The following is a 20,532-nucleotide window of genomic DNA, read 5'->3' as shown; positions in this document are numbered from 1 at the left end:
GGTGTGGGCGATGCCGTCTGATGTCGGAATACGGCTTCAGACGGCATTTAAACGGAAGTTAAAAATGAAAAAAATATTTTATTTTCTGATGGTTGTTTTTTCTACCAGTGTATGGGCAGGGGATGCTGAAGACAATTTACTTAGTATCCAATCCGGTTACCGCGCCTTATTGCAAAAACAAAACAATCTTGATGGAAAAATTATCGGGATGCAGTCGGATTTGGAAGATGCGCGCAGACGGTTGCAGGCGGCACAGGCGGATATTACCCGTTTGGAAGCGGAAATTCCCAATGCGATGGCGATGAAAGCGCGGCAGGAGGAAGAGTTGAGACAGGCGGGACTGCGCTTGGACAATGCTTGGAATGCGGTTTATGGTGCAGGAGGGACGAAAGCGGCGGGAAATTAACCGATGCATTCTGATTTTGAGGAAAGAAAATACGGTGGCCTGAGCAAGAATGATGTTGTTTCCATTGTGCGTTTAGAGGTGCGGCATATTGACAATCTGGCTCAGGCTTTGTTTGAAGAATGGCATGATTTTGCCCCTTGGTCTTCTGTGGATAAAATCCGCAGCTATTATCACGAGTGCTTGAGGGACGATAATTTGCCACTGGCTTTTGCCGCTATCGGTCATTCTCATGTACTGCTGGGTTCGGCGGCGCTCAAACGGCATGATATTACTACGTTCCCGCAATATGAATATTGGTTGGGCGATGTCTTTGTGCTTTCCGAGCACCGTGGAAAAGGTGTGGGCAGATACTTGGTTGCGCATTGCATAGAGGCTGCGCGCTCGTTAGGTATACGGCAGTTGTATCTTTACACGCCTGATGCGCAAGCCTTTTATCGGTCATTCGGCTGGATAGCCGTCAGACGGCATTTTTACAATGGGGAATGGGTAACGCTTATGATGTTGGATGTGGAGAAGATATAGGAAAAGTTGTCAAATGCCGTCTGAAAGGTTCAGACGGCATTTTTTATGTGCTTTGAATCGGGTAAAAGGAGACAAAGCCTGTCAAAACAAATTTTAGGATGACTGTCGGGATAACTCCTTTAAACGGTACAGTTCGGATAGGGCTTCCAATGGGGTCAGGCTGTCGGGATTGAGGAGGTTTAGAGCTTTCGTCAAAACCCCTTCGGGGGCTGCGTCCTCATATTTTTCTGACGGTCGGTTGCCGTCTGATTCATCTTGTTCGGATGGTATGAGGTTGAAAATATCGAGCTGCGGTTGTGCGTTGGCAGCTTGGGCTTCGAGTTCGCTCAGATGTTTTTGGGCGGCTTTGAGGGCGCGGTTGGGTAGGCCGGCGAGTTTGGCGACGGCAATACCGTAGCTTTTGCTGGCGGGGCCGGGTTTGATGTGGTGGAGGAAGACGATGTCTTGTCCTTGTTCGAGTGCAGAGAGGTGCATGTTGACTGCCGTTGCGTGGGCTTCGGGCAGTTTGGTCAGTTCGAAATAGTGGGTGGCGAAGAGGCTGAAGGATTTGTTTTTTTGCAGCAGGTGTTCGGCGATGGCGTGCGCGAGGGCGAGGCCGTCGAAGGTGGAGGTGCCGCGTCCGACTTCGTCCATGAGGACGAGGGATTGGTCGGTGGCGTGGTGGAGTATGTAGGCGGTTTCGCTCATTTCGACCATGAAGGTGGAGCGGTTGGAGGCGAGGTCGTCGGAAGCGCCGATGCGGGTGAAGATTTGGTCGATGGGGCCGATTTGGGCAGCATCGGCGGGGACGAAGCTGCCGGTGTGCGCCATGAGGACGATGTGGGCAACTTGGCGCATATAGGTGGATTTGCCGCCCATGTTTGGGCCGGTTAAAAGCATGAGGCGGTGTTTGTGGTCGAGGCGGGTGTGGTTGGCGGTGAAGTGGCGCACTTGTTGCTCGACGACGGGATGGCGGCCGTTTTCGATATGGATGACGGGGTAGTCGGCGAACTCGGGACAGACGAAGCCGCGTTCGGCCGCAATCGCAGCAAACGTAGAAAGTACGTCGAGGGCTGCGGTGGCTTTGGCTGCTTTTTGAAGCTGCGGCAAGGCCGTCTGAACTTCTTTCAGCAGGGCTTCAAACAGGCGTTTTTCCAATGCCAACGCCTGCTCTTGCGCGGTCAGGACTTTGTCTTCGAAGATTTTGAGTTCGGGGGTGATGAAGCGTTCGGCGTTTTTCAAGGTCTGGCGGCGTTGGTAGTCGGCGGGAGCTTGTTCGGCTTGAACTTTGGATAGCTCGATGTAGAAGCCGTGGATGCGGTTGAACTCGACTTTGAGGGTGGAGAGGCCGGTGCGTTCGCGTTCGCGCGCTTCGAGGTCGAGCAGGAATTCGTCGCCGTGGTTTTGGATGTGGCGCAACTCGTCGAGTTCTGCCGAATAGCCTTGGTTGATAACGCCGCCGTCTTTGAGCCAGACGGCAGGCTCGGGCATCACGGCGGCTTTGAGGGTTTCGGCGACGGGCAGGGTTTCGGGGAAAACGGCTTTGAGGGTTTCCAACAGGCTGCTGCCCTCAGTGGACAATTCGATTTCGTATAGGGCAAACAGGCTGTCGCGCAGGGCGGCGAGGTCGCGCGGGCGGGAGTTGCCGACGGCGATGCGGGCGGCGATGCGTTCGATGTCCGCGATGTTTTTCAGACGGCCTTGCAGGGTTTCGTATTGCGAACCCAGCGCGGCAACGGCTTCTTGGCGGGCGCGGATGTGGGCGCGGCTGCGTAAGGGGTGATGCAGCCAAAGTGCCAAGAGGCGGCTGCCCATGTGGGTGGCGCAGCCGTCGAGTATGGAAAACAGGGTCGGCGATTTTTTGCCGGAGAGGGTTTGCGTGATTTCGAGATTGCGGCGCGTGGCGGCGTCCATGCCGATATATTGGCTGTCGGTTTCGAGCGAAATGCCGTCGAGGTGTTGCGGCATCAGGTTTTGCGTCAGGCGGATGTAGTTCAACAGCGCGCCCGCCGCGCCGACGGCGGCTTCGTGTTCCTTGCCGTCCAAACCGAAGCCGTGCAGGTCTTGGCAGCCGAAGTATTCGGTCAATAATTTCGTGCCTGCGTCGGCAGCAAACTGCCATGAGTTCAGGCGCGTAATGTTGGCAGATGTTGCCTGAAAACCATCAGGCAGGCTTTTGCCTTCGGGCAACAGGATTTCCGCCGCCTGCAAACGCGCCAGCTCGTCGGCGAGTTTGTCCGCCGTTGTCAGCTTGGTTTTGAATTCGCCGCTTTGCAAAGATGCCCACGCGATGGCGATGTGTTTTTTATCCGAGTTCACTGCCGCGATGCGGTTGGTTTCCTTGTCTTCCAGAAACGCCGCGTCGGTCAGCGTGCCGGGCGTAACGATGCGCACGACTTTGCGTTCCACCGGCCCTTTGCCCGCGCCGACTTCGCCCACCTGCTCGCACACCGCCACGCTTTTGCCCATCTTCACCAGTCGAGCCAGATACTGCTCCGCCGCGTGAAACGGTACGCCTGCCATCTTAATCGGCACGCCTTCCATCTGCCCGCGCGTGGTCAGAGTGATGTCCAACAGCTTCGCCGCTTCCACCGCGTCATCCAAAAACAGCTCGTAAAAATCGCCCATGCGGTAAAACACCAGCTTGTCGGCGTGCTGCGATTTGATGGCGAGATACTGCTGCATCATAGGGGAAACGGTGGGCTTGGACATAATGAGGCTTATAAATTTTGAAAACAGCATTATTGTAGCAAAAGGAGATGCTTCAGACGGCATGTGAATAACAGAAATTTTGTTGATAAATTTGTGGAAATAAAGAGGGAAATATTAAGTTTATCCACAAAAAAAGAAATTATATAAATTTTATCCACTTATATTCTATCGGGACGGTAGGTGTTAAACCCAATATTATTTTTTTAGAAGATTATGAAAATTTTGAAGATTTATGACTTATACCCGCTTCTGACAGTAATCATCAAAATCATCATAAAAAAATTTAAATTTGTTTTAGAAGTTATTTAAACAAAAAATCAGCAAATTTGAATAAAACTGATTAGAAATGCGAAACTCAATCTGCAAATATCACAAAACCTTAATTATTAGCTGCTGTTTTAGTTGTGTTTTCATCAACATTTACATTGATTGAAAAGTTGAAATTACTGAAAACTGTAGCTGTACGATAATGAAATGTCTTACATCTGAAAAATCGTCCTTGTTTTTGAATATTTATCCTACATTCGGAATGGGTAAAGAAAACATGCCGTCTGAAATTTTCAGACGGCATGTTTTTTAATAGAATCAAATAATAAAATAACTAAATTTAAACAACGCTTATCTCAATAACCGTCGCGTGGTTTCCCTCTATCTGAAACCTGACTTCATAATCCTCAATATTCATGACGTAAATCCGTTCGGGAATATTCTGATAGGCGGGGCGCGGGTCTTGAGCAATGCTTTGGCTGATGAGGTTTTGGGTGCTTTCAGATAAATTTTCCGCGCCGATGTTTTCCAACCATACAACTTCAAGCTCTTCGGGTTTGCCGCTGACGAAGCCAGATAATGCGTCGGGTTTGGATTCGACAAAGGGGATGTAGGGCTTGATGTCGATAATCGGCGTGCCATCGAGTAGGTCTGCGCCGCTGCAATGGAGGTGGACGGGTTTGCCGGTTTCGATGCGTTCGAGCTTTAAGAGTGACAGTCCGAGGTGATTGGGGCGGTGGGGGCTGCGCGTGGCGAAGACGCCCATTTTTTGTTTGCCGCCGAGCCGTGGCGGGCGCACCATTTGTGCCCAGCCTTCATCCAGTACGCCGTGAAAGATAAAACTTATCCACACATAATCGAAGTGTTCCAATCCGCGTACGCTGTCTGCGGTAAATTCGGGATTTAGCTCGATGCAAACTTCTGCGGCGGGAACCAAGCCGGGCTGACGGGCGACGCCGAATTTCTGTTTGTAGGGCGAGCGGGCGGTGGCGATGGGGGTGATGGTGTAAGTCATGAGAGTTGTGGATAAGTTTTTCGGAAAAACGTTATCTTATCACAGTCGGTTTTACCGCTTTTGGGCAGTAATTTGTTATAATACAGGGCATTTTAATTGCGTTGAAATGATGAGATGATTGTTTCCATTGATGTCGATGCACAAAAAACTTTTACGCCTTTGTGTCCTAAAGAGCTTCCTGTGAATGAGGGGCATTTGATTGTAGAAGAGTTGAATGCCCAAGCCGCTTTGGCGGATTTGCGCGTGATGACGAAAGATGCGCATCATGCGGCAGCGAAATGGCTTGTGGATAACCCTGTTGATATGTTGAAGCCGACAGGTTTGCCCGATGCGGATTTAACTTGGGTGGCTCATGCAATGGTCGGTACACGCGGATATGAATTGTTGGACGGACTGCCTTCTGCCAAAGAATACGATTATTGCGTTTGGAAAGGCGTTGATCCTGAATTGCATCCTTACGGCGCGTGTTTTCACGATATCGAGGAAAAACTGAGCACTGGATTGATTGAATGGCTGCGTTGTCAAAATACGGATACGGTCATTGTCGGCGGTTTGGCTACGGATTATTGTGTGAAAACAACGGTTTTGCAGTTGCTTAAAGGCGGCAATTGGCAGGTTATCGTTAATGAAGCGGCTTGTCGGGGCATTGCGCCGGATACCATTGAAACGGCATGGCAGGAAATGCGTTCTGCCGGTGTAATGATCTTAAAAAACGCTGAAGAAATTAAAAAATATATTAATAATCAATAAGTTAAAATTGTTTCACGTGAAACACCCTTCCTAAATATGAAAATTTTGCTTGTCCGCTTGTCTAGTATGGGCGATTTAATTCACACTTTGCCCGCAATCGAAGATTTGGCGCGACAATGCCCTGATGTGGAACTCCATTGGCTGTGTGAAGCCGGATTTGCGGATATTGCGCGCCTGCATCCGTTTGTGAAAAAAATCCATGTGATGAAATGGCGGCAATGGCGCAAACATCTCTTTCAGGCAGAAACTTGGCAGGAAATAGGTCGTCTGAAACAGGCCTTGCGGCAGGAAACATTTGATTTTGTATTGGACAGTCAAGGTCTGATTAAAAGCTCGTGTTTCGCTAAAATGGCAAAATCCCCTATTTATGGTTTGGATAAACACAGCGCGCGCGAGGGGTTGGCTGCGTTGGCGTATGCGAAAACATACGCTGTACCTAAGGGGAAAAATGCTGTTTGGCGCAATCGTGAGCTGTTCGCCCAAGTATTTGGGTATGTAATGCCGGAAACGCAGGTATTCGGCTTGATCGTTCCTGAAGCAGGTCGTCTGAAAAATTTGGAGCAGCCGTATTATGCGGCTTTGCATGCGACCAGTCGGGACAGTAAGTTATGGCCTGTGGAAAACTGGCGGGCGTTTCTGCAAAAGCTGAATGAAGAACAACAATGCAATGTTTATCTGCCATGGGGGAATGAAACTGAAAAAACGCGTGCCGAACAGATTGCAGACGGACTGCCATTTGCCATCGTGTGCAACAAAATGAATTTATTGCAGGCGGCGTATCTGCTGAAACACGCGGTCGGAATTGTCGGCGTGGATACCGGTTTGCTGCATTTGGCAAATGCTTTGGAAAAACCTGTGGTCGGTATTTATACAGATACCGATCCGATTAAAACAGGCGTTCAAGTTTCGACTGTTGCAAAAAATTTGGGCAATATCGGGCAAATTCCGACTGCAGATTTGGTTTATGAAACGCTGATGGATTGTGTCGCAGCAGACAAAGGCTAAAAGGTCGTCTGAAGCTGATATAGCGCCTGATATTTTCCAGTTTGATAAGTATAAGAATGTATATCTACCAGCCTGAGTAAATGCTTTAAAATGGTATAATCGGCAAGCATTATCCGAAAATTTCTGAATGAATTCGTTTTTAAGAAAAACGGATTTGATTTTATAGAGAAGAAGGTTTGGTTTCACTTGATGGTGAAAGCAGCGTTCTTTTTAGGAGAATTCAATGAAAGCACTGGTCGCAGTAAAGCGCGTAGTGGACTACAACGTCAAAGTTCGTGTAAAAGCCGATGGTTCGGATGTGGATATCGGCAATGTCAAAATGTCAATGAACCCGTTTGACGAAATCGCAGTGGAAGAAGCCGTCCGACTGAAAGAAGCCGGAAAAGTAAGCGAAATCGTAGCGGTTTCTTTGGGTGAGAAAAAATGCGAAGAAACGTTGCGTACCGCTTTGGCTATGGGTGCCGACCGTGCAATTCATGTTGAAACTGATGCGAAATTGGAGCCGTTGGCAGTTGCTAAGCTGCTGAAAGCTGTTGCGGACAAAGAAAATCCGCAAATTTTCTTTTTGGGCAAACAAGCGATCGATGATGATGCCAACCAAGTGGCGCAAATGTTGGCAGCTTTGCTGAATGCGGCGCAAGGTACGTTTGCTTCAAAAGTACAAATTGAAGGCGACGAAGTGCAGATTGTGCGCGAAATCGATGGCGGCGAAGAAACGATTGCGTTGAAACTGCCTGCAGTCATCAGTGCAGATTTGCGTCTGAACGAACCGCGCTTTGTCAAACTCCCCAATATTATGGCGGCAAAGAAAAAACCTTTGGAAAAACTGACTCCTGCCGATTTAGTTGCCGACATTTCACCTCGTCTGAAAACGGTGAAATTTGCAGAGCCTAAAGCGCGTCAGGCAGGCATAAAAGTAGCAAGCGTTGCTGAATTGGTTGAAAAATTGAAAAACGAAGCCAAAGTGATTTGAGGAGACTGAAATGAGCGTATTGATTATTGCCGAACACGATAACAAACAGTTGAATCCTGCTACTTTGCATGCTGTTACCGCTGCCGCCAAACTGGGTAAAGTCGATTTATTGGTTGCCGGAAATGGCTCATCGGCTGTAGTGGAATCCGCGAAACAAGTAGCGGGTGTGGAAAAAGTTTTGGTTGCAGATGCTGTCCATTATGCCGAAGGTTTGGTTGAAGAGTTGGCTCCGCTGGTTGTCAAATTGGCGGCGGATTACCGCTATATTGCTGCAACGGCGACTACATTCGGTAAAAACCTTCTACCCCGCGTAGCAGCCTTATTAGACGTATCGCAAATTTCTGATTTGACCGAGATTGTGGATAACACGACTTTTGTACGCCCGATTTATGCGGGTAATGCATTTGAAACCGTGCAAGCTGATTCGGAACAATTGGTGCTGACCTTTCGAGCAACGGCTTTTGATGCAGCTCCTGCACAAGGCGGTCATGCCGAGGCAGTTAATGTTGAAGCAATCTCTGCTCAAAACCTGAGCCGTTTTGTGAGCCGTAAGCTTTCCTGTTCCGATCGTCCCGAGTTGACTCAGGCAAAAGTCATTGTCTCCGGTGGTCGTGCTTTGGGTAGTGCGGAAAAATTCAATGAAGTGCTGACACCGTTGGCAGATGTTTTAGGCGCGGCAATTGGTGCATCCCGTGCGGCAGTTGATGCCGAATATGCGCCGAATGACGTGCAAGTCGGACAAACCGGTAAAGTGGTTGCGCCGCAGCTCTATTTTGCAATCGGTATTTCAGGTGCGATTCAACACGTTGCCGGTATGCAGGACAGCAAAGTGATTGTCGCAATCAACAAAGATGCTGATGCACCGATTTTCAATGTGGCCGATTACGGGTTGGTAGGCGATTTATTCGAAATCGTCCCGCAATTAACAGAAGCATTGAAAAATTGATGTTTCACGTGAAACGTTCAGACGACCTTGTTATTAATAAAGTCGTCTGAAAACATTTCAGCATGATTACGACTTATAACACCATTACTTCCCCGACACAGGCTGAGTTTAAAGATAAAGGCAGCCGTTTTATTGCATTTGCCTATCCGATTCGGACATTGGCTGATGTGAAAAAATACCTTGATCCGTTAAAGGAAGAACATCATAAAGCACGACACTTGTGCTATGCCTATCGTTTGGGTGTGGATGGTATGCAATTTCGTGCCAATGATGATGGAGAGCCATCAGGAAGCGCGGGTCGGCCGATTTTAGGGCAGATTGATTCGGTAGGTGTAACCGATGTTTTGGTCGTTGTTGTGCGCTATTTTGGCGGTACTTTATTGGGAGTTCCTGGTCTGATTCACGCATACAAAGAGGCAACGGCTCAGGCGTTGGTGATCGCGGAAGTGGTTGAAAAGAATATTGAAAAAACCGTTTGGCTAAAATGTGAGTATCCGTTTTTGAACGAAGCAATACGCATCGCTAAACAATATCAGGCAGATATATTGGAGCAGGATTTACAGTTGGATTGCCGATTGACGGTAAGTTTGTCGTTGGCAAAATATGAGGCTTGTGTTATGGCTTGGAAGAATACACGGCAGATTGAAGTAGATACGGAAAAGCCTTTTGAATGAAAAGGTCGTCTGAAAATTCATATCTTAGGGTTTTTAGACGACCTCTTTGCTCATTAATCTTCTTGCGTATATCTGTCCAGGGCATCGACGCTAGAGCGCAAATATAGCCAGGCTAATTGATGGAATTCGCCCAGCGCGTTCCATAATGCATCTTCACTCATAATGCTGTATTCGCCTTCTGTACGCAAATCCAGTTCTACTCCATCTTCAATGGCCTGATGGCAAACCTGATACTCATGGGTATAGAAATTGTCCATATCGCGAATCAAAGCTATGGCATGTTTCCAACGCCGGATGTCTTCTTCTAATTGCGGTAGTAAATGACACCATTCGCGGTATTTTTTTTGGATTTCATCAATACATTTTTGCATGGTTGCTTGTCCTTTTTAATTTGTGGATAAGTTGAATAGGTTACAGAGTGGAATGAAGCGGTTTTTTGTTTGATTTCACTAAAATTTCTTCAAACGGGACAAAAGTCCCCTTGTGTTGAGTTTTCGTTAAAAGTACATATTTGTCAAGGAGATGACATGAAACTGCTGGTTATTGGTAATGGTGGTCGCGAACACGCGTTGGCTTGGAAATTGGCACAGTCGCCCAAAGTGGAAACAGTATTTGTTGCGCCCGGTAATACCGGTACGGCGATTGAACCCAAGCTCCAAAACATCGCCTTGACTGCGCATCAGGATTTGATCGAATTCTGTCGTAAAGAAAATATTACTTTTACCGTCGTTGGCCCTGAAGCGCCTTTGGCGGCAGGTATTGTGGATGATTTTCGTGCCGCAGGGCTGAAAATATTTGGTCCGACACAATATGCGGCGCAGTTGGAAAGTTCTAAAGATTTTGCCAAAGCATTTATGGCGAAATACAACATTCCGACCGCGCAATATCAAACCTTTGAAAATGCCGATGCTGCACACGATTACGTCAATCAGAAAGGTGCGCCCATCGTCATCAAAGCCGATGGTTTGGCGGCAGGTAAAGGCGTAATTGTGGCGATGACTTTGGATGAAGCGCATGTTGCGATTGACGATATGCTGCTGGGCAACAAAATGGGCAATGCCGGTGCACGCGTTGTGATTGAAGATTTTCTGCAAGGCGAAGAAGCGAGCTTTATCGTCATGGTTGATGGTAATCATGTATTGCCTATGGCGACCAGCCAAGACCACAAGCGTCTTTTAGACGGCGACAAAGGCCCGAATACAGGCGGTATGGGTGCGTACAGTCCCGCGCCTGTGGTAACGCCAGCCGTGTACGAGCGCGCGATGAACGAGATTATTTTGCCGACTGTAGCGGGTATAAAAGAGGAAGGACATGAGTTTACCGGCTTCCTGTACGCAGGTTTGATGATTGATCAAAGTGGCGCACCCTATACGATTGAGTTTAACTGCCGTTTTGGTGATCCCGAAACTCAGCCGATTATGAGTCGTCTGAACAGCGATTTGGCGGATTTGGTTGAAGCAGCAATAGACGGCAAACTCGATAGCGTAACCGCGGAATGGAACCCGCAAACTGCCGTAGGTGTGGTGCTGGCGGCTCAAAATTATCCCGAAACACCTAAAAAAGGCGATGTTATTTCCGGTCTAGATGCTGCCAACCAAGTAGGCAAAGTTTTCCATGCAGGTACAACGGCAAACGAGAAAGGCGACGTATTGACCAACGGTGGGCGCGTATTGTGTGTCGTAGGATTGGGCGACGATGTGGCTCAAGCCAAAGCCACGGCGTATGGCGCATTGGAAAAAATCAGCTTCGGCGGCATGCAATACCGTAAAGATATTGCTGATAAAGCTATTAATCGTTAATTAGAAAGAGGATGATGCCGTCTGAAGCTAAGTATGAATTATACGCTTCAGACGGCATTTATATTATGTTATTTCCGAGAATTATCGCTGCATCAGCGCAACGTAAGTTAAGAGTTTATTTGAAAAAAGGCGGTTTGGTAGCTTATCCAACGGAATCATGTTATGGATTGGGGTGTCTTCCAACATTAGCTAATGCACTTAGTAAGTTAACACATTTGAAAAAAAGACCGCAACATAAGGGGATGATTGTCATCGGGAATCAATTTGAACAATTACGGCCTTTGCTTAAAATGCCATCTGAAAATTTACAGAATATACTTATAAAAGAATGGCCTGCTCCTAAGACTTTCCTATTGTTGGCTAAATCTGGCGTATTACCTAAGTTGCGTGGTAAGAGGCGCAATAAGTTGGCAGTCAGGGTTCCCGATCATGATGGAGCAAGACGTTTGTGTCAGGTATTGGGTATGCCTTTAGTTTCTACCTCATGCAATAGGGCGGGTAAACGTGCATGTAGGACAGAAAGGGAAGTTAAAAGACAATTTGGACGGAATGTATGGGTTATAGGAGGAAGGATAGGTAGGCAAAAATTACCGAGTCAGATTATTGATGGAGAAACAGGTAAGCGTTTGCGTTAGGAAACTTAATGGGGAAAGATAAAGGGCTATCCTAGGTATCTAGGACAGCCCTTCATTTTTTATAAACCAGTTAATTATTTATAGTTAAGGTTATTGAATTAAACTGTGATATCTATATGGAAAAGCGTTAGTTAAATAGGAATAAAAATGCAAAATGTTATATAAAAGCCACAGTTGGATAGTGGATGGATGTTAAATGTTTTATATTAAAGCAGTAAATTTATTAATCCGAAATGCTGTGGATAAGTTTGAGTATAACTTATCCGAATGGTTTCTAGTATTCGGCGAGTATTGATATTACGGCGTTTTAGAAAGTATTTAAATTTGAATACCTATGGATAAATTTGTGGATAAATATCAATCATAGTTTTCTTTTGCATACGATTTCATATTGTTTTTCAGTTAATGTTCCAGATAAGATACTCATTGGGCGAAGCGAAGAGGCTGTGTAGGATTGTCTGGAAATTTCTACGTTTTTTGTATCAAACAACTGTAGTGAACTTAAGCGGTATGTTTTATTGTTGCAGTGGATTTCCCATTCGGCAATGGCTGTCTTATATGCGGGAGTGTTGGCGAAACGTTCTTGTTTTAGATCGATAACAACTTTTTTATCTTGAAAAATTATAATATTTCCGTTCTTTTTGAAATTGTCTTTATTGATATATACATGAATATTGCCGTTTGAGATAGTGCCGATATTTTCCCATTGAGAAGAACTGTTTAATGTACTGCAGGAGATCAGTAAAATGGGAAGTAAAATAAGGGGTAAGGTAGAACGCATTAGGATTTCCTTGATGGTTGTAAATTTGTTATTTAGAAATATGGGGTTAAGCGAGGGAGATAATATTCTATTAAATGAGATAAACACATGGCAACACTCATGTAACTTTGCATGTTTGGAATATTTGTATTTCTTATTATAGAAAATATGCTGCTTTTGAAGTGTATATTATGGATGAACTGTCTACAACAGTAAATTAGTTTGATTTATTTCCTGCTATGCCGTCTGAAGGTTGATATTTCAGACGGCATTTATTTTGAAGTTCGGGTTGTTTTTGCCAGTGATATTTTGATGGTTTGAAGCTGTCTTTTATATTCCCGGCAATGCGGGCAGAACAGCAGATGTATGTATATTGAAATCTTCTCGCTCGGGGTGGTTTCCCGTTCCTGATGTTTGGAAAGAAGCAGGGTAATATCGCGGCATTTTTTCATAACGTTTACTTCGGGTTTTCTTGGTTGAACCATTTAATTTGTAAGCATTGGCGCAATGATTCTCGGGCGCGGTGCATAATGGTGTGGTAGTTGGCTGTACTGATACCGCACATTTGTTGTATTTCGTTGGATGAAAAACCGAGTATTTCTTTCAGGGTGAATACCCGTGCGGTGTTTTCAGGAAGGTTGTATAGGCAGCTTTGCAGAATTTTTTGAAATTCGTTGTTATTTAATGATTTTTCCGGAGTGTTCCAATGTTGAGGTTGCCCTTCCGGTGTCCAATGCCCGTTTGGGAAAAAATGGCTTTCAAATGTTTCATCCAGCAGTTCGTCATCCAGTGCGGTAAAGATTTTCCTTTGCCTCCCGATTTGACGTAATGCGTCAATAATTTTGTTTTTCAATATGGCAAAAAGCCAGCTGTTGACAAACGCCCTGCCTTGAAAACTGTTGCCTGCGCTGTATGCAGACAGTAATGTTTCCTGCACTAAATCTTCAGCCAAATCAGGATAGTCAGGCAATTGGAGCTGCGTAAAATGCAGAAGCAGTTTGCGCGACTCCATTAATTCGGCATCGGTCAGGTCGGGTAGCGGCATAGTATCGGGAATAGGGTGGTTTTATGCGGATATGTGCTTTTGAAATGCAGAGCTGTTTTCTATATTTTGGGATGCAGCGGGTAAAGCAGGGATTATAATTCTTTGATCAATCCAGTTTAACCATTTGTCTATCAACATTTTTTTCCAATTATCGGTATCAGGCATAAATTCGATAAGAGTTTGGGTTAGCATGTTAAGTGAAATTGAGGATGAGTTCATCATTTCCAGCAGCATAGCTTCGAAATCATCCAGTGTTTGGTACATTACATTATCTTCACTGTCTCTCCAGATTAATAAGCCCCAATCTATTTCCTGCAGGCTATCAATAACATCATAGCGATATCGCCGTATAAAAGCCGTAGGGGATAGAGTATATTTAATGTCATTTGAATAGCGAATATTTGGAATATCTGAAATTTGCGCAACTTCTGCAAGCAATTGTGTATATTCAAAATCCATCAGTGCCAAAATGCCGTCTGAAAGCGGCAGGCTTTGGCAATATCGGAGGAACTCGCCGGGGATTTCTTGAAAATAGGGCGTTTGGGCGTGCGCGTCGCGGACGAAATCTTCTTTCAGACGTCCCCATTCTTCACTGTCAAAGTATTGCAGCGTTTCGGTATAACAGCGGTCGATAAAGCTGTGAATGTTGTTTCGTATCAGTCGGATATAGACGTTCAAGCGGTCTTGCGGCAATCCGTCGGCGGCTTCGCCTTCGCGTATGGCTTGGGCAAAGCGGTGTTGGTATTGGGCGGAGGTTTCAGGCTGCACGGCGGTGTTCCTTTCCGGCACGCGTTTGATAGTCGGTAATTTTGGCGACTTCGACTTCGAGTTCGGCAAAAGGCGGAAAATTGAAATCGCGTTCCAATAGGGTGGGCGGAATCGTCGGCAGTTTGGCATAGGCGAGTTCGAGCAAATCCCAAACGGTCGGCAAAACCGCCGCGCCATGCGTATCAATCAAAAGCTCGGGCGTTTCCACATCATGTCCGGCAATATGGATATAGCACACGCGCTCTGCGTCCACATTTTCTAAAAAGGCTTCAGGCGACAACAGTCCGTGGTTGACGGCGTTGACGTAAATATTGTTCACGTCCAAATGAATGCCACAGTCGGCTTCACGGGCAACAGCGTTGAGGAACTCAACCTCGTTCATCTCGGCAAGCGGAGAATGCAGGTAGTAGGACGTGTTTTCTACGGCAATACGGCAGCCCAACCGATCCTGCACTTCGTGGATACGGCGCGCAGTATGTTGCACCATTTCTTCAGTGAAAGGCAGCGGCAACAAATCGTAAAGATGACCGCCGTCGTGGCAGTAGCTCAAATGGTCGGAGAAAAACGTGCAGTCATAACGGCGCATCATTTCTTTGATGCCGTCTATCAAATCGGTATCCAGCGGGGCTTGTCCGCCCAGCGACATGGATAATCCGTGCAACGCCAGCGGTAGCCGTTCCGCCACGCGGTCAAATTGTTTGCGCGCCCTGCCGCCCATTTTCATCCAGTTTTCGGGGGCGGCCTCGATAAAGCGTATCGGGCTGTTGTCTGAAAGTGAAAGAAAGTCTTCCGCCAAGTCGCGGCGGTAGCCTAAGCCTGCATGTTGAATCATGATTTCATCCGGAGGCAGTATAAAGAAATTTGATGATGAAAAAAGCAATGTTTTAAAATACTGTCGATTTGGTCATCTAAACTTAATAAATTACAAAACAATTACTTTGCATCATAATGCAAAATCAACAGAATATTAAAAAAGAGCCTGTAACAACCTTTATTTGTTGTTAAAAAGCCGCATTTATCGTCAAAATGCGGCTTTTCAGAATACGGTGTTATTTAGAACCGCATTTACCTTCGCCGCATTTACCTTCTGCTGCTTTGGTAGCTTTTGCTTGCTTGGCAGGCGCTTTTTTTGCACTTGCCCCGCATTTTCCTTCAGTAGCTTTTGCAGATCCGCAAGTACCTTCTGCTGCTTTAGCGGCAGGTTTTTCTGCTGTAGCAGGTTTGTCGGCGGCAACTGCACCGGATGCTAAAGACAGGGATAATGCGCCGGCCAGGGCTGCTGCTACGGTTTTTTTCATGGTAATTCCTTTCTAAATAAAAAATAGGCAGTTAAGTTGGAAGTTTTTAAAGTCGCCTTCCTCGACCGAATCAATTGTTTTTTAGACGGCATTTGGCGCAAAAACGGTGTTTGATCAGTTGGTCAAGCGACCAAATACCCGCTCCTTGAAGCAGCAGGGGGATCAAAACCACGATATAAATTAAAGCCATTTTATAGCCGTTGTCGCAGACATTGTAGCCCAAACCGGCATGAACTGCAGCCCATGCGACAGCAGTAACTATTATCAGTCCTAATGCTGAAAGGCGTGTTGCCAGTCCTAAGAGCAATAAGACAGGTAACAAGAGCTCTGCATACATGGCGAGATTCCAGTTTAAGCTGTCAGGAAAGATGTTAAATGGGAAAGGGAATTGGCTGTTAATTTCTGAAAACCAGTTTTCCCCGTTCCATTTTTGCAAACCTGATTCTAAAAATTCATATGCGGCAAACAAACGTAAAATCAGCATGGATAATGCCGTCTGCCAGATTGTTCCGTTTTTCATAAAATTTCCTGTTTCTATTGATATGCTATTAGACGATATTTATTATGTAAAACTTACACTGAATCATTGAAATCTTAGTAACACATTGAATATATATAATAAATATTCTACTAATAGAGTGAAGGGAATGAGGTTGATGTTTAGGGAATGGGGCCGTTATGAGATAATTCCTAATATTGGAAAATGTGTAGAATGCAGTGACCGTATCAGGTAAAGGAATAATAAATATGTTAAATTTTTCAAAAATCAAACAGTTTTGGGCTGTGCCGGCAATTTTGCTGTTTACCGCATGCGGTACGACAGGGAGCCAAACTGCACGCAAACCCGTACAAACCTCTAAACCTACTGCAGTGGTCGGTTTGGCTCTCGGTGGCGGGGCATCTAAAGGATTTGCCCATATAGGGATTATTAAGGTTTTGAAAGAAAATGGTATTCCTGTGAAGGTTGTAACCGGTACATCGGCAGGTTCGATAGTCGGCAGTCTTTATGCATCAGGAATGTCTCCAGACCGCCTTGAATTGGAAGCCGAGATTTTAGGTAAAACGGATTTAGTCGATTTAACCTTGTCCACCAGTGGTTTTATCAAAGGTGAAAAACTGCAGTCTTATATCAACCAAAAGGTCGGTGGATTGCAAATCCAGCAGTTTCCCATTAAATTTGCCGCCGTTGCCACTGATTTTGAAACCGGCAAAGCCGTCGCTTTTAATCAGGGGAATGTCGGACAGGCGGTTCGTGCTTCCGCAGCAATTCCCAATGTGTTCCAGCCAGTCATCATCGGCAGGCACAAATATGTTGACGGCGGTCTGTCGCAGCCCGTCCCTGTCAGTTCGGCCAGGCGGCAGGGAGCGAATTTTGTCATTGCCGTCGATATTTCCGCACGTCCGAGCAAAAATGTCAATCAAGGGTTCTTCTCTTATCTCGATCAGACACTGAACGTAATGAGCGTTTCCGCACTGCAAAACGAATTGGGGCAGGCAAATGTTGTCATCAAACCGCAGGTGTTGGATTTGGGGTCTGTTGGCGGATTCGATCAGAAAAAACGCGCCATCCGGTTAGGTGAAGAGGCCGCACGTGCCGCATTGCCTGAAATTAAACGTAAACTGGCGGCATACCGTTATTGACAGTCATGCCGTCTGAACGTGTTTCCAGAAGGCTTTATCCATAGAAAAAAATACCCGAATCCCGTACAATACGCCCCTAAAATTTTGAAAGAACAAAAGAATCATGGAAGCCGAAGTAATCAACCAGCTCAACAACACCCTGAACGATTTGGAAAAGCGCAGCGAAGACATCCGCGTTTATATGGATTATCAGGGTAAGAAAGACCGATTGGAAGAAGTCATCGGTCTTTCTGAAGACCCTGAGCTGTGGAACGACCCGAAACGCGCCCAAGAAATCGGCAAAGAGCGCAAAATCCTCGAAGGCATCGTATTGACGCTCGACAACATCGCGTCGGGCATCGAAGACAACCGCATGCTGATTGAAATGACCGTCGAAGAAAACGACGAAGAAGGTTTTGCCGCCGTGCAGGAAGACGTGTCGGGACTGGAAAAACAGATGGCGGATTTGGAGTTTAAACGGATGTTCAACCAGCCTGCCGACCCGAACAACTGCTTTATCGACATCACTGCAGGCGCGGGCGGTACCGAAGCGGAAGACTGGGCGGGTATGCTGTTCCGCATGTACAGCCGCTACGCCGAGCGCAAAGGCTTCAAAATCGAAATCCTCGAAGAAGACGACGGCGAAATCGCGGGCATCAACCGCGCGACTATCCGAGTGGAAGGCGAATACGCCTACGGTTTGCTGCGTACTGAAACCGGCGTTCACCGCTTGGTGCGTTACTCGCCGTTTGACTCGAACAACAAACGCCATACCTCGTTTGCCTCCGTGTTTGCCTATCCGGAAATCGACGATTCCATCGAAATCGAAATCAACCCCGCCGATTTGCGCATTGACACCTACCGTGCATCGGGCGCGGGCGGTCAGCATATTAACAAAACCGACTCCGCCGTGCGTATTACCCACGAGCCGACCGGTATTGTGGTGCAATGTCAAAACGACCGTTCGCAACACGCCAACAAAGCGGCCGCGATGGAAATGTTGAAATCCAAACTGTACGAATTGGAAATGCGCAAACGTAACGAAGAGAAACAGGCATTGGAAGAAGGTAAATCCGATGTAGGTTGGGGCAGCCAAATCCGCTCATACGTTTTGGATTCCTCACGCATTAAAGACTTGCGTACAGGCTACGAAGTCGGCAACACCAAAGCCGTATTGGACGGCGACTTGGACGGCTTTATCGAAGCCAGCCTGAAACAAGGCGTGTAGTTTAGACTGTATGCCGTCTGAAACCTGTACCGTTTCAGACGGCATTTTTGCGTTTCGTGTTATAATCCGCGCCGCACACGGGACGGGCAGACAGTCGCTGCGTATCGCGTAAGGCATACGGGGAGGAAAGTCCGGGCTCCGCAGGGTAGAATGCCGGTTAACGGCCGGGCGCGGTAACGCGACGGAAAGTGGAACAGAAAGCAAAACCGCCGATGGCTGCTTTGGCAGCACAGGTAAGGGTGAAAAGGTGCGGTAAGGGCGCACCGCGCATTTGGTAACAATATGCGGCAGGCCAAACCCCATTCGGAGCAAGACCAAACAGAACGCAATGACGCTGCCCGCCGAGCGTTCGGGTAGGTTGCTTGAGCATACTGGCAACGGTATGCCTAGAGGAATGACTGTCCGAGACAGAACCCGGCTTACCGCCTGTCCTGTGTGCATCCGACATAAAAGTGCCGTCTGATACAACGAATGTTTCAGACGGCATTTTATTTCCGTATATCGGAAAGGAAATAGGCATCCTTTAATGTCGGGTTGCAATACGAATGGTATTGGGGATTATATGAAAAATGCCGTCTGAAGGTTTTCAGACGGCATTTTTGTGGCAAAAACAGGTTTCAGTCTATACCTTTCAGCATTTTATTTAAAACAGGGATAAGCAGCAGGAGCAATGTGCCTGTTGCTGCACCGATGTAGAAGAGCAGTTGGTAAAATCCGATGTCGTTACCGGCATGATAACCTTTTTCAAACAATACTCCTCCCAAAGTAAAACCTAATGAAAAAGCAAGAAAGTTGAGGGCGACCATTTGGGTTTTGAATAAAGGAGGGGCAATTTTGGTGGATATGGATAGCGCAATAGGGGAAATCATTAATTCACCTATCGTGATGGCAAGGATAATCAGTGAGAAAACCATAATAGGCATCGGGGTGCCTGATGAGATAAAGGGAATGAAACATAGAAAGGATGCGCCGGTTACAAATACCGCCATAGCAAATTTAAGGGGAGTTTTAGGCTGTTTACGCCCCATTTTGGTCCAAATAGCCGCCATCACGCCGGAAAAGAGGATAACCCACATGCTTTGTATGGAGTCTTTCCATGAGACCGGTATGGTAAATGATCCTATGGTGCGGTTAACGGTTTCGTCAAAATAGACCGTGGCGACCGTATAGACTTGAAACCAGACCGCCCAAAACATACAGATGGTCAGGAAAAGGGGCATATAGGCGATGATGTGCCGCTTATTGTCGGAACTAACGTGGGGATTGGTCAGCAGCCGGGTAAAATAGACGATTACGGCAAGGATGATGGTAGACAGTAGGACGGTGGAGAAATTGTCGACGTTGATAAGCCCGGTTTTGATAGCGGTTGCAAGTGCGGCAATAAAGGCAATGCCGATGGCAGCCGCAGTTTTGCCTTGTCCTTTTGAAAGCGGATGGGGAACCGTGGGATGTGGGAGGTTTTTACGACCTAAGGAATAACGCCACAAGCCGAATGCCATACCGACCGCTGCTGCGCCAAAGCCATAATGGAAACCGATATTTTCTTGAAGCAGTCCGGTCAATAAGGGGCCTAAGAAGCCGCCGATGTTGATGGCGATGTAGAAGATGGAGAAACCTGCATCGCGCAGCGGGCGCATTTCGTCTTGTTCGTATAATGCGCCCACCATTGAACTGGCCGTAGATTTCACGCCGCCGCTGCCCAATGCGATGAATATCAGCCCGATTAAAAGGCCGTACAGGCCCGGTGCTGCGGCAAGGACGATGTGTCCGAGCATCACGACGATGCCCGAGAGGAAGAGGGTTTTTTCCGCACCCCATACTCGGTCGGCAAACCACGCGCCCAAAATGGTGGACAGGTACACGCTGCCGCTGTATGCGCCGACAATACCGCCTGCAAGGGTTTTGTCTATCCCCAAACCTCCTTTGTTGGCAGTGTAGTAGAGGTAAATCAGCAGGATGCCCTGCATTCCGTAGAAGGAAAAACGTTCCCACAATTCAATATGGAAGAGGGTGGAAAGCTGGAAGGGATGCCCAAAGAATTTTTTTTCTTCGGAGCAGGAGGAGTGTTGGGACATGTGGATTCTCCTAAAAGATTTTCTCGTAATGCCGTCTGAAACGGTTGCAGACGGC

The 20,532-nt window shown here is 46.9% G+C and carries 22 protein-coding genes and 1 other RNA gene; 12 read left to right on the top strand and 11 right to left on the bottom strand.

All coding sequences use genetic code 11. From position 1 onward, the window contains the following. Window positions 1-10: 10 nt before the first annotated feature. Complete coding sequence (locus DQM57_RS08220) at window positions 11-406, top strand: coiled-coil domain-containing protein (RefSeq protein ID WP_108044161.1); 396 nt, start codon at window positions 11-13, stop codon at window positions 404-406. Between the two features lie 3 nt (window positions 407-409). Then, window positions 410-928 carry a GNAT family N-acetyltransferase gene (locus DQM57_RS08215; RefSeq protein WP_111727489.1) on the top strand — a complete coding sequence of 173 codons (519 nt, stop codon included), beginning with the start codon at window positions 410-412 and terminating at the stop codon, window positions 926-928. A 93-nt stretch (window positions 929-1,021) separates the two neighbouring features. On the opposite strand, the gene mutS is transcribed toward DQM57_RS08215, so the two are convergent. Both mutS and tsaA read right to left on the bottom strand, forming a co-directional pair. Then, window positions 1,022-3,619 (bottom strand): DNA mismatch repair protein MutS, encoded by a 2,598-nt coding sequence (gene mutS / locus DQM57_RS08210; RefSeq protein ID WP_111727734.1) that lies wholly within the window; start codon window positions 3,617-3,619, stop codon window positions 1,022-1,024. Between the two features lie 607 nt (window positions 3,620-4,226). Further along, on the bottom strand, window positions 4,227-4,901 hold the full coding sequence (gene tsaA / locus DQM57_RS08205; protein WP_111727488.1) for a tRNA (N6-threonylcarbamoyladenosine(37)-N6)-methyltransferase TrmO: 675 nt from the start codon (window positions 4,899-4,901) through the stop codon (window positions 4,227-4,229). Between the two features lie 114 nt (window positions 4,902-5,015). On the opposite strand from tsaA, the gene DQM57_RS08200 reads away from it, so the two are divergent. The 5 genes from DQM57_RS08200 to DQM57_RS08180 all read left to right on the top strand — a co-directional run bounded on the left by DQM57_RS08200 (window position 5,016) and on the right by DQM57_RS08180 (window position 9,249). Next, entirely contained in the window at window positions 5,016-5,651 is a 636-nt protein-coding gene (locus DQM57_RS08200) for a nicotinamidase (RefSeq protein ID WP_111727487.1), read from the top strand. Window positions 5,652-5,687: 36 nt separating this feature from the next. Continuing rightward, on the top strand, window positions 5,688-6,656 hold the full coding sequence (gene waaC / locus DQM57_RS08195; protein ID WP_111727486.1) for a lipopolysaccharide heptosyltransferase I: 969 nt from the start codon (window positions 5,688-5,690) through the stop codon (window positions 6,654-6,656). Window positions 6,657-6,879: 223 nt separating this feature from the next. Further along, entirely contained in the window at window positions 6,880-7,629 is a 750-nt protein-coding gene (locus DQM57_RS08190; protein WP_003677057.1) for an electron transfer flavoprotein subunit beta/FixA family protein, read from the top strand. A gap of 10 nt (window positions 7,630-7,639) precedes the next feature. Beyond that, window positions 7,640-8,575, top strand: coding sequence for an electron transfer flavoprotein subunit alpha/FixB family protein (locus DQM57_RS08185; protein WP_111727485.1), 936 nt, complete (start codon window positions 7,640-7,642; stop codon window positions 8,573-8,575). A 62-nt stretch (window positions 8,576-8,637) separates the two neighbouring features. After that, complete coding sequence (locus tag DQM57_RS08180) at window positions 8,638-9,249, top strand: IMPACT family protein (protein WP_111727484.1); 612 nt, start codon at window positions 8,638-8,640, stop codon at window positions 9,247-9,249. A gap of 53 nt (window positions 9,250-9,302) precedes the next feature. Here the strand turns inward: DQM57_RS08180 and DQM57_RS08175 are convergent, their stop codons facing one another. Beyond that, a complete protein-coding gene (locus tag DQM57_RS08175) occupies window positions 9,303-9,620 on the bottom strand; it encodes a DUF4298 domain-containing protein (RefSeq protein ID WP_111727483.1) in 318 nt (105 codons plus the stop codon). A gap of 156 nt (window positions 9,621-9,776) precedes the next feature. Here DQM57_RS08175 and purD point away from each other — a divergent pair, with 156 nt between their 5' ends. Both purD and DQM57_RS08165 read left to right on the top strand, forming a co-directional pair. Further along, window positions 9,777-11,048, top strand: a complete 1,272-nt coding sequence (gene purD / locus DQM57_RS08170) for a phosphoribosylamine--glycine ligase (RefSeq protein WP_111727482.1) — start codon at window positions 9,777-9,779, stop codon at window positions 11,046-11,048. Between the two features lie 65 nt (window positions 11,049-11,113). Then, window positions 11,114-11,683, top strand: a complete 570-nt coding sequence (locus DQM57_RS08165) for an L-threonylcarbamoyladenylate synthase (RefSeq protein WP_107860349.1) — start codon at window positions 11,114-11,116, stop codon at window positions 11,681-11,683. A gap of 361 nt (window positions 11,684-12,044) precedes the next feature. Here the strand turns inward: DQM57_RS08165 and DQM57_RS08160 are convergent, their stop codons facing one another. The 7 genes from DQM57_RS08160 to DQM57_RS08130 all read right to left on the bottom strand — a co-directional run bounded on the left by DQM57_RS08160 (window position 12,045) and on the right by DQM57_RS08130 (window position 16,074). Next, on the bottom strand, window positions 12,045-12,464 hold the full coding sequence (locus DQM57_RS08160) for a surface-adhesin E family protein (RefSeq protein WP_107860350.1): 420 nt from the start codon (window positions 12,462-12,464) through the stop codon (window positions 12,045-12,047). Between the two features lie 251 nt (window positions 12,465-12,715). Continuing rightward, window positions 12,716-12,895 carry a zf-HC2 domain-containing protein gene (locus tag DQM57_RS08155; protein WP_107860351.1) on the bottom strand — a complete coding sequence of 60 codons (180 nt, stop codon included), beginning with the start codon at window positions 12,893-12,895 and terminating at the stop codon, window positions 12,716-12,718. Window positions 12,896-12,900: 5 nt separating this feature from the next. Then, a complete protein-coding gene (locus DQM57_RS08150; protein WP_111727481.1) occupies window positions 12,901-13,488 on the bottom strand; it encodes a sigma-70 family RNA polymerase sigma factor in 588 nt (195 codons plus the stop codon). Window positions 13,489-13,509: 21 nt separating this feature from the next. Beyond that, a complete protein-coding gene (locus tag DQM57_RS08145; protein WP_111727480.1) occupies window positions 13,510-14,256 on the bottom strand; it encodes an HvfC family RiPP maturation protein in 747 nt (248 codons plus the stop codon). After that, window positions 14,246-15,088: an HvfB family MNIO-type RiPP peptide maturase gene (locus tag DQM57_RS08140; protein WP_111727479.1), complete on the bottom strand. Its 843-nt coding sequence runs from the start codon at window positions 15,086-15,088 to the stop codon at window positions 14,246-14,248. Before DQM57_RS08140 ends, DQM57_RS08145 begins: the two co-directional genes overlap by 11 nt. A 217-nt stretch (window positions 15,089-15,305) precedes the next feature. Next, entirely contained in the window at window positions 15,306-15,554 is a 249-nt protein-coding gene (locus DQM57_RS08135; protein ID WP_108044175.1) for an HvfA family oxazolone/thioamide-modified RiPP metallophore, read from the bottom strand. A gap of 70 nt (window positions 15,555-15,624) precedes the next feature. Beyond that, window positions 15,625-16,074: an HvfX family Cu-binding RiPP maturation protein gene (locus DQM57_RS08130; RefSeq protein ID WP_108044176.1), complete on the bottom strand. Its 450-nt coding sequence runs from the start codon at window positions 16,072-16,074 to the stop codon at window positions 15,625-15,627. Between the two features lie 227 nt (window positions 16,075-16,301). Between DQM57_RS08130 and DQM57_RS08125 the strand changes: the two genes are divergently transcribed. From DQM57_RS08125 to rnpB, 3 genes are all read left to right on the top strand, one after another. Continuing rightward, entirely contained in the window at window positions 16,302-17,195 is an 894-nt protein-coding gene (locus DQM57_RS08125; RefSeq protein WP_111727478.1) for a patatin-like phospholipase family protein, read from the top strand. 103 nt (window positions 17,196-17,298) lie between these two features. Beyond that, complete coding sequence (gene prfB / locus DQM57_RS08120) at window positions 17,299-18,402, top strand: peptide chain release factor 2 (protein WP_107860358.1); 1,104 nt, start codon at window positions 17,299-17,301, stop codon at window positions 18,400-18,402. 78 nt (window positions 18,403-18,480) lie between these two features. After that, window positions 18,481-18,840, top strand: an RNA gene (gene rnpB / locus DQM57_RS08115) — RNase P RNA component class A. 179 nt (window positions 18,841-19,019) lie between these two features. On the opposite strand, the gene DQM57_RS08110 is transcribed toward rnpB, so the two are convergent. Continuing rightward, entirely contained in the window at window positions 19,020-20,477 is a 1,458-nt protein-coding gene (locus DQM57_RS08110) for an oligopeptide:H+ symporter (RefSeq protein WP_111727477.1), read from the bottom strand. Window positions 20,478-20,532: the final 55 nt, after the last annotated feature.

It is taken from the genome of Neisseria cinerea (genome assembly GCF_900475315.1).
In the GTDB taxonomy this organism is placed as follows: Bacteria; Pseudomonadota; Gammaproteobacteria; order Burkholderiales; family Neisseriaceae; genus Neisseria; species Neisseria cinerea.
This window is presented reverse-complemented; position numbering and strand designations above follow the sequence as displayed.

What these genes read in the sequence shown, in the direction of transcription:
- DQM57_RS08220 (WP_108044161.1), top strand. Translation starts at nt 11, where the DNA reads ATGCCGTCTGATGTCGGAATACGGCTTCAGACGGCATTTAAACGGAAG.
- DQM57_RS08215 (WP_111727489.1), top strand. Translation starts at nt 410, where the DNA reads ATGCATTCTGATTTTGAGGAAAGAAAATACGGTGGCCTGAGCAAGAAT.
- mutS (WP_111727734.1), bottom strand. Translation starts at nt 3,619, where the DNA reads ATGTCCAAGCCCACCGTTTCCCCTATGATGCAGCAGTATCTCGCCATC.
- tsaA (WP_111727488.1), bottom strand. Translation starts at nt 4,901, where the DNA reads ATGACTTACACCATCACCCCCATCGCCACCGCCCGCTCGCCCTACAAA.
- DQM57_RS08200 (WP_111727487.1), top strand. Translation starts at nt 5,016, where the DNA reads ATGATTGTTTCCATTGATGTCGATGCACAAAAAACTTTTACGCCTTTG.
- waaC (WP_111727486.1), top strand. Translation starts at nt 5,688, where the DNA reads ATGAAAATTTTGCTTGTCCGCTTGTCTAGTATGGGCGATTTAATTCAC.
- DQM57_RS08190 (WP_003677057.1), top strand. Translation starts at nt 6,880, where the DNA reads ATGAAAGCACTGGTCGCAGTAAAGCGCGTAGTGGACTACAACGTCAAA.
- DQM57_RS08185 (WP_111727485.1), top strand. Translation starts at nt 7,640, where the DNA reads ATGAGCGTATTGATTATTGCCGAACACGATAACAAACAGTTGAATCCT.
- DQM57_RS08180 (WP_111727484.1), top strand. Translation starts at nt 8,638, where the DNA reads ATGATTACGACTTATAACACCATTACTTCCCCGACACAGGCTGAGTTT.
- DQM57_RS08175 (WP_111727483.1), bottom strand. Translation starts at nt 9,620, where the DNA reads ATGCAAAAATGTATTGATGAAATCCAAAAAAAATACCGCGAATGGTGT.
- purD (WP_111727482.1), top strand. Translation starts at nt 9,777, where the DNA reads ATGAAACTGCTGGTTATTGGTAATGGTGGTCGCGAACACGCGTTGGCT.
- DQM57_RS08165 (WP_107860349.1), top strand. Translation starts at nt 11,114, where the DNA reads ATGTTATTTCCGAGAATTATCGCTGCATCAGCGCAACGTAAGTTAAGA.
- DQM57_RS08160 (WP_107860350.1), bottom strand. Translation starts at nt 12,464, where the DNA reads ATGCGTTCTACCTTACCCCTTATTTTACTTCCCATTTTACTGATCTCC.
- DQM57_RS08155 (WP_107860351.1), bottom strand. Translation starts at nt 12,895, where the DNA reads ATGAAAAAATGCCGCGATATTACCCTGCTTCTTTCCAAACATCAGGAA.
- DQM57_RS08150 (WP_111727481.1), bottom strand. Translation starts at nt 13,488, where the DNA reads ATGCCGCTACCCGACCTGACCGATGCCGAATTAATGGAGTCGCGCAAA.
- DQM57_RS08140 (WP_111727479.1), bottom strand. Translation starts at nt 15,088, where the DNA reads ATGATTCAACATGCAGGCTTAGGCTACCGCCGCGACTTGGCGGAAGAC.
- DQM57_RS08135 (WP_108044175.1), bottom strand. Translation starts at nt 15,554, where the DNA reads ATGAAAAAAACCGTAGCAGCAGCCCTGGCCGGCGCATTATCCCTGTCT.
- DQM57_RS08130 (WP_108044176.1), bottom strand. Translation starts at nt 16,074, where the DNA reads ATGAAAAACGGAACAATCTGGCAGACGGCATTATCCATGCTGATTTTA.
- DQM57_RS08125 (WP_111727478.1), top strand. Translation starts at nt 16,302, where the DNA reads ATGTTAAATTTTTCAAAAATCAAACAGTTTTGGGCTGTGCCGGCAATT.
- prfB (WP_107860358.1), top strand. Translation starts at nt 17,299, where the DNA reads ATGGAAGCCGAAGTAATCAACCAGCTCAACAACACCCTGAACGATTTG.
- DQM57_RS08110 (WP_111727477.1), bottom strand. Translation starts at nt 20,477, where the DNA reads ATGTCCCAACACTCCTCCTGCTCCGAAGAAAAAAAATTCTTTGGGCAT.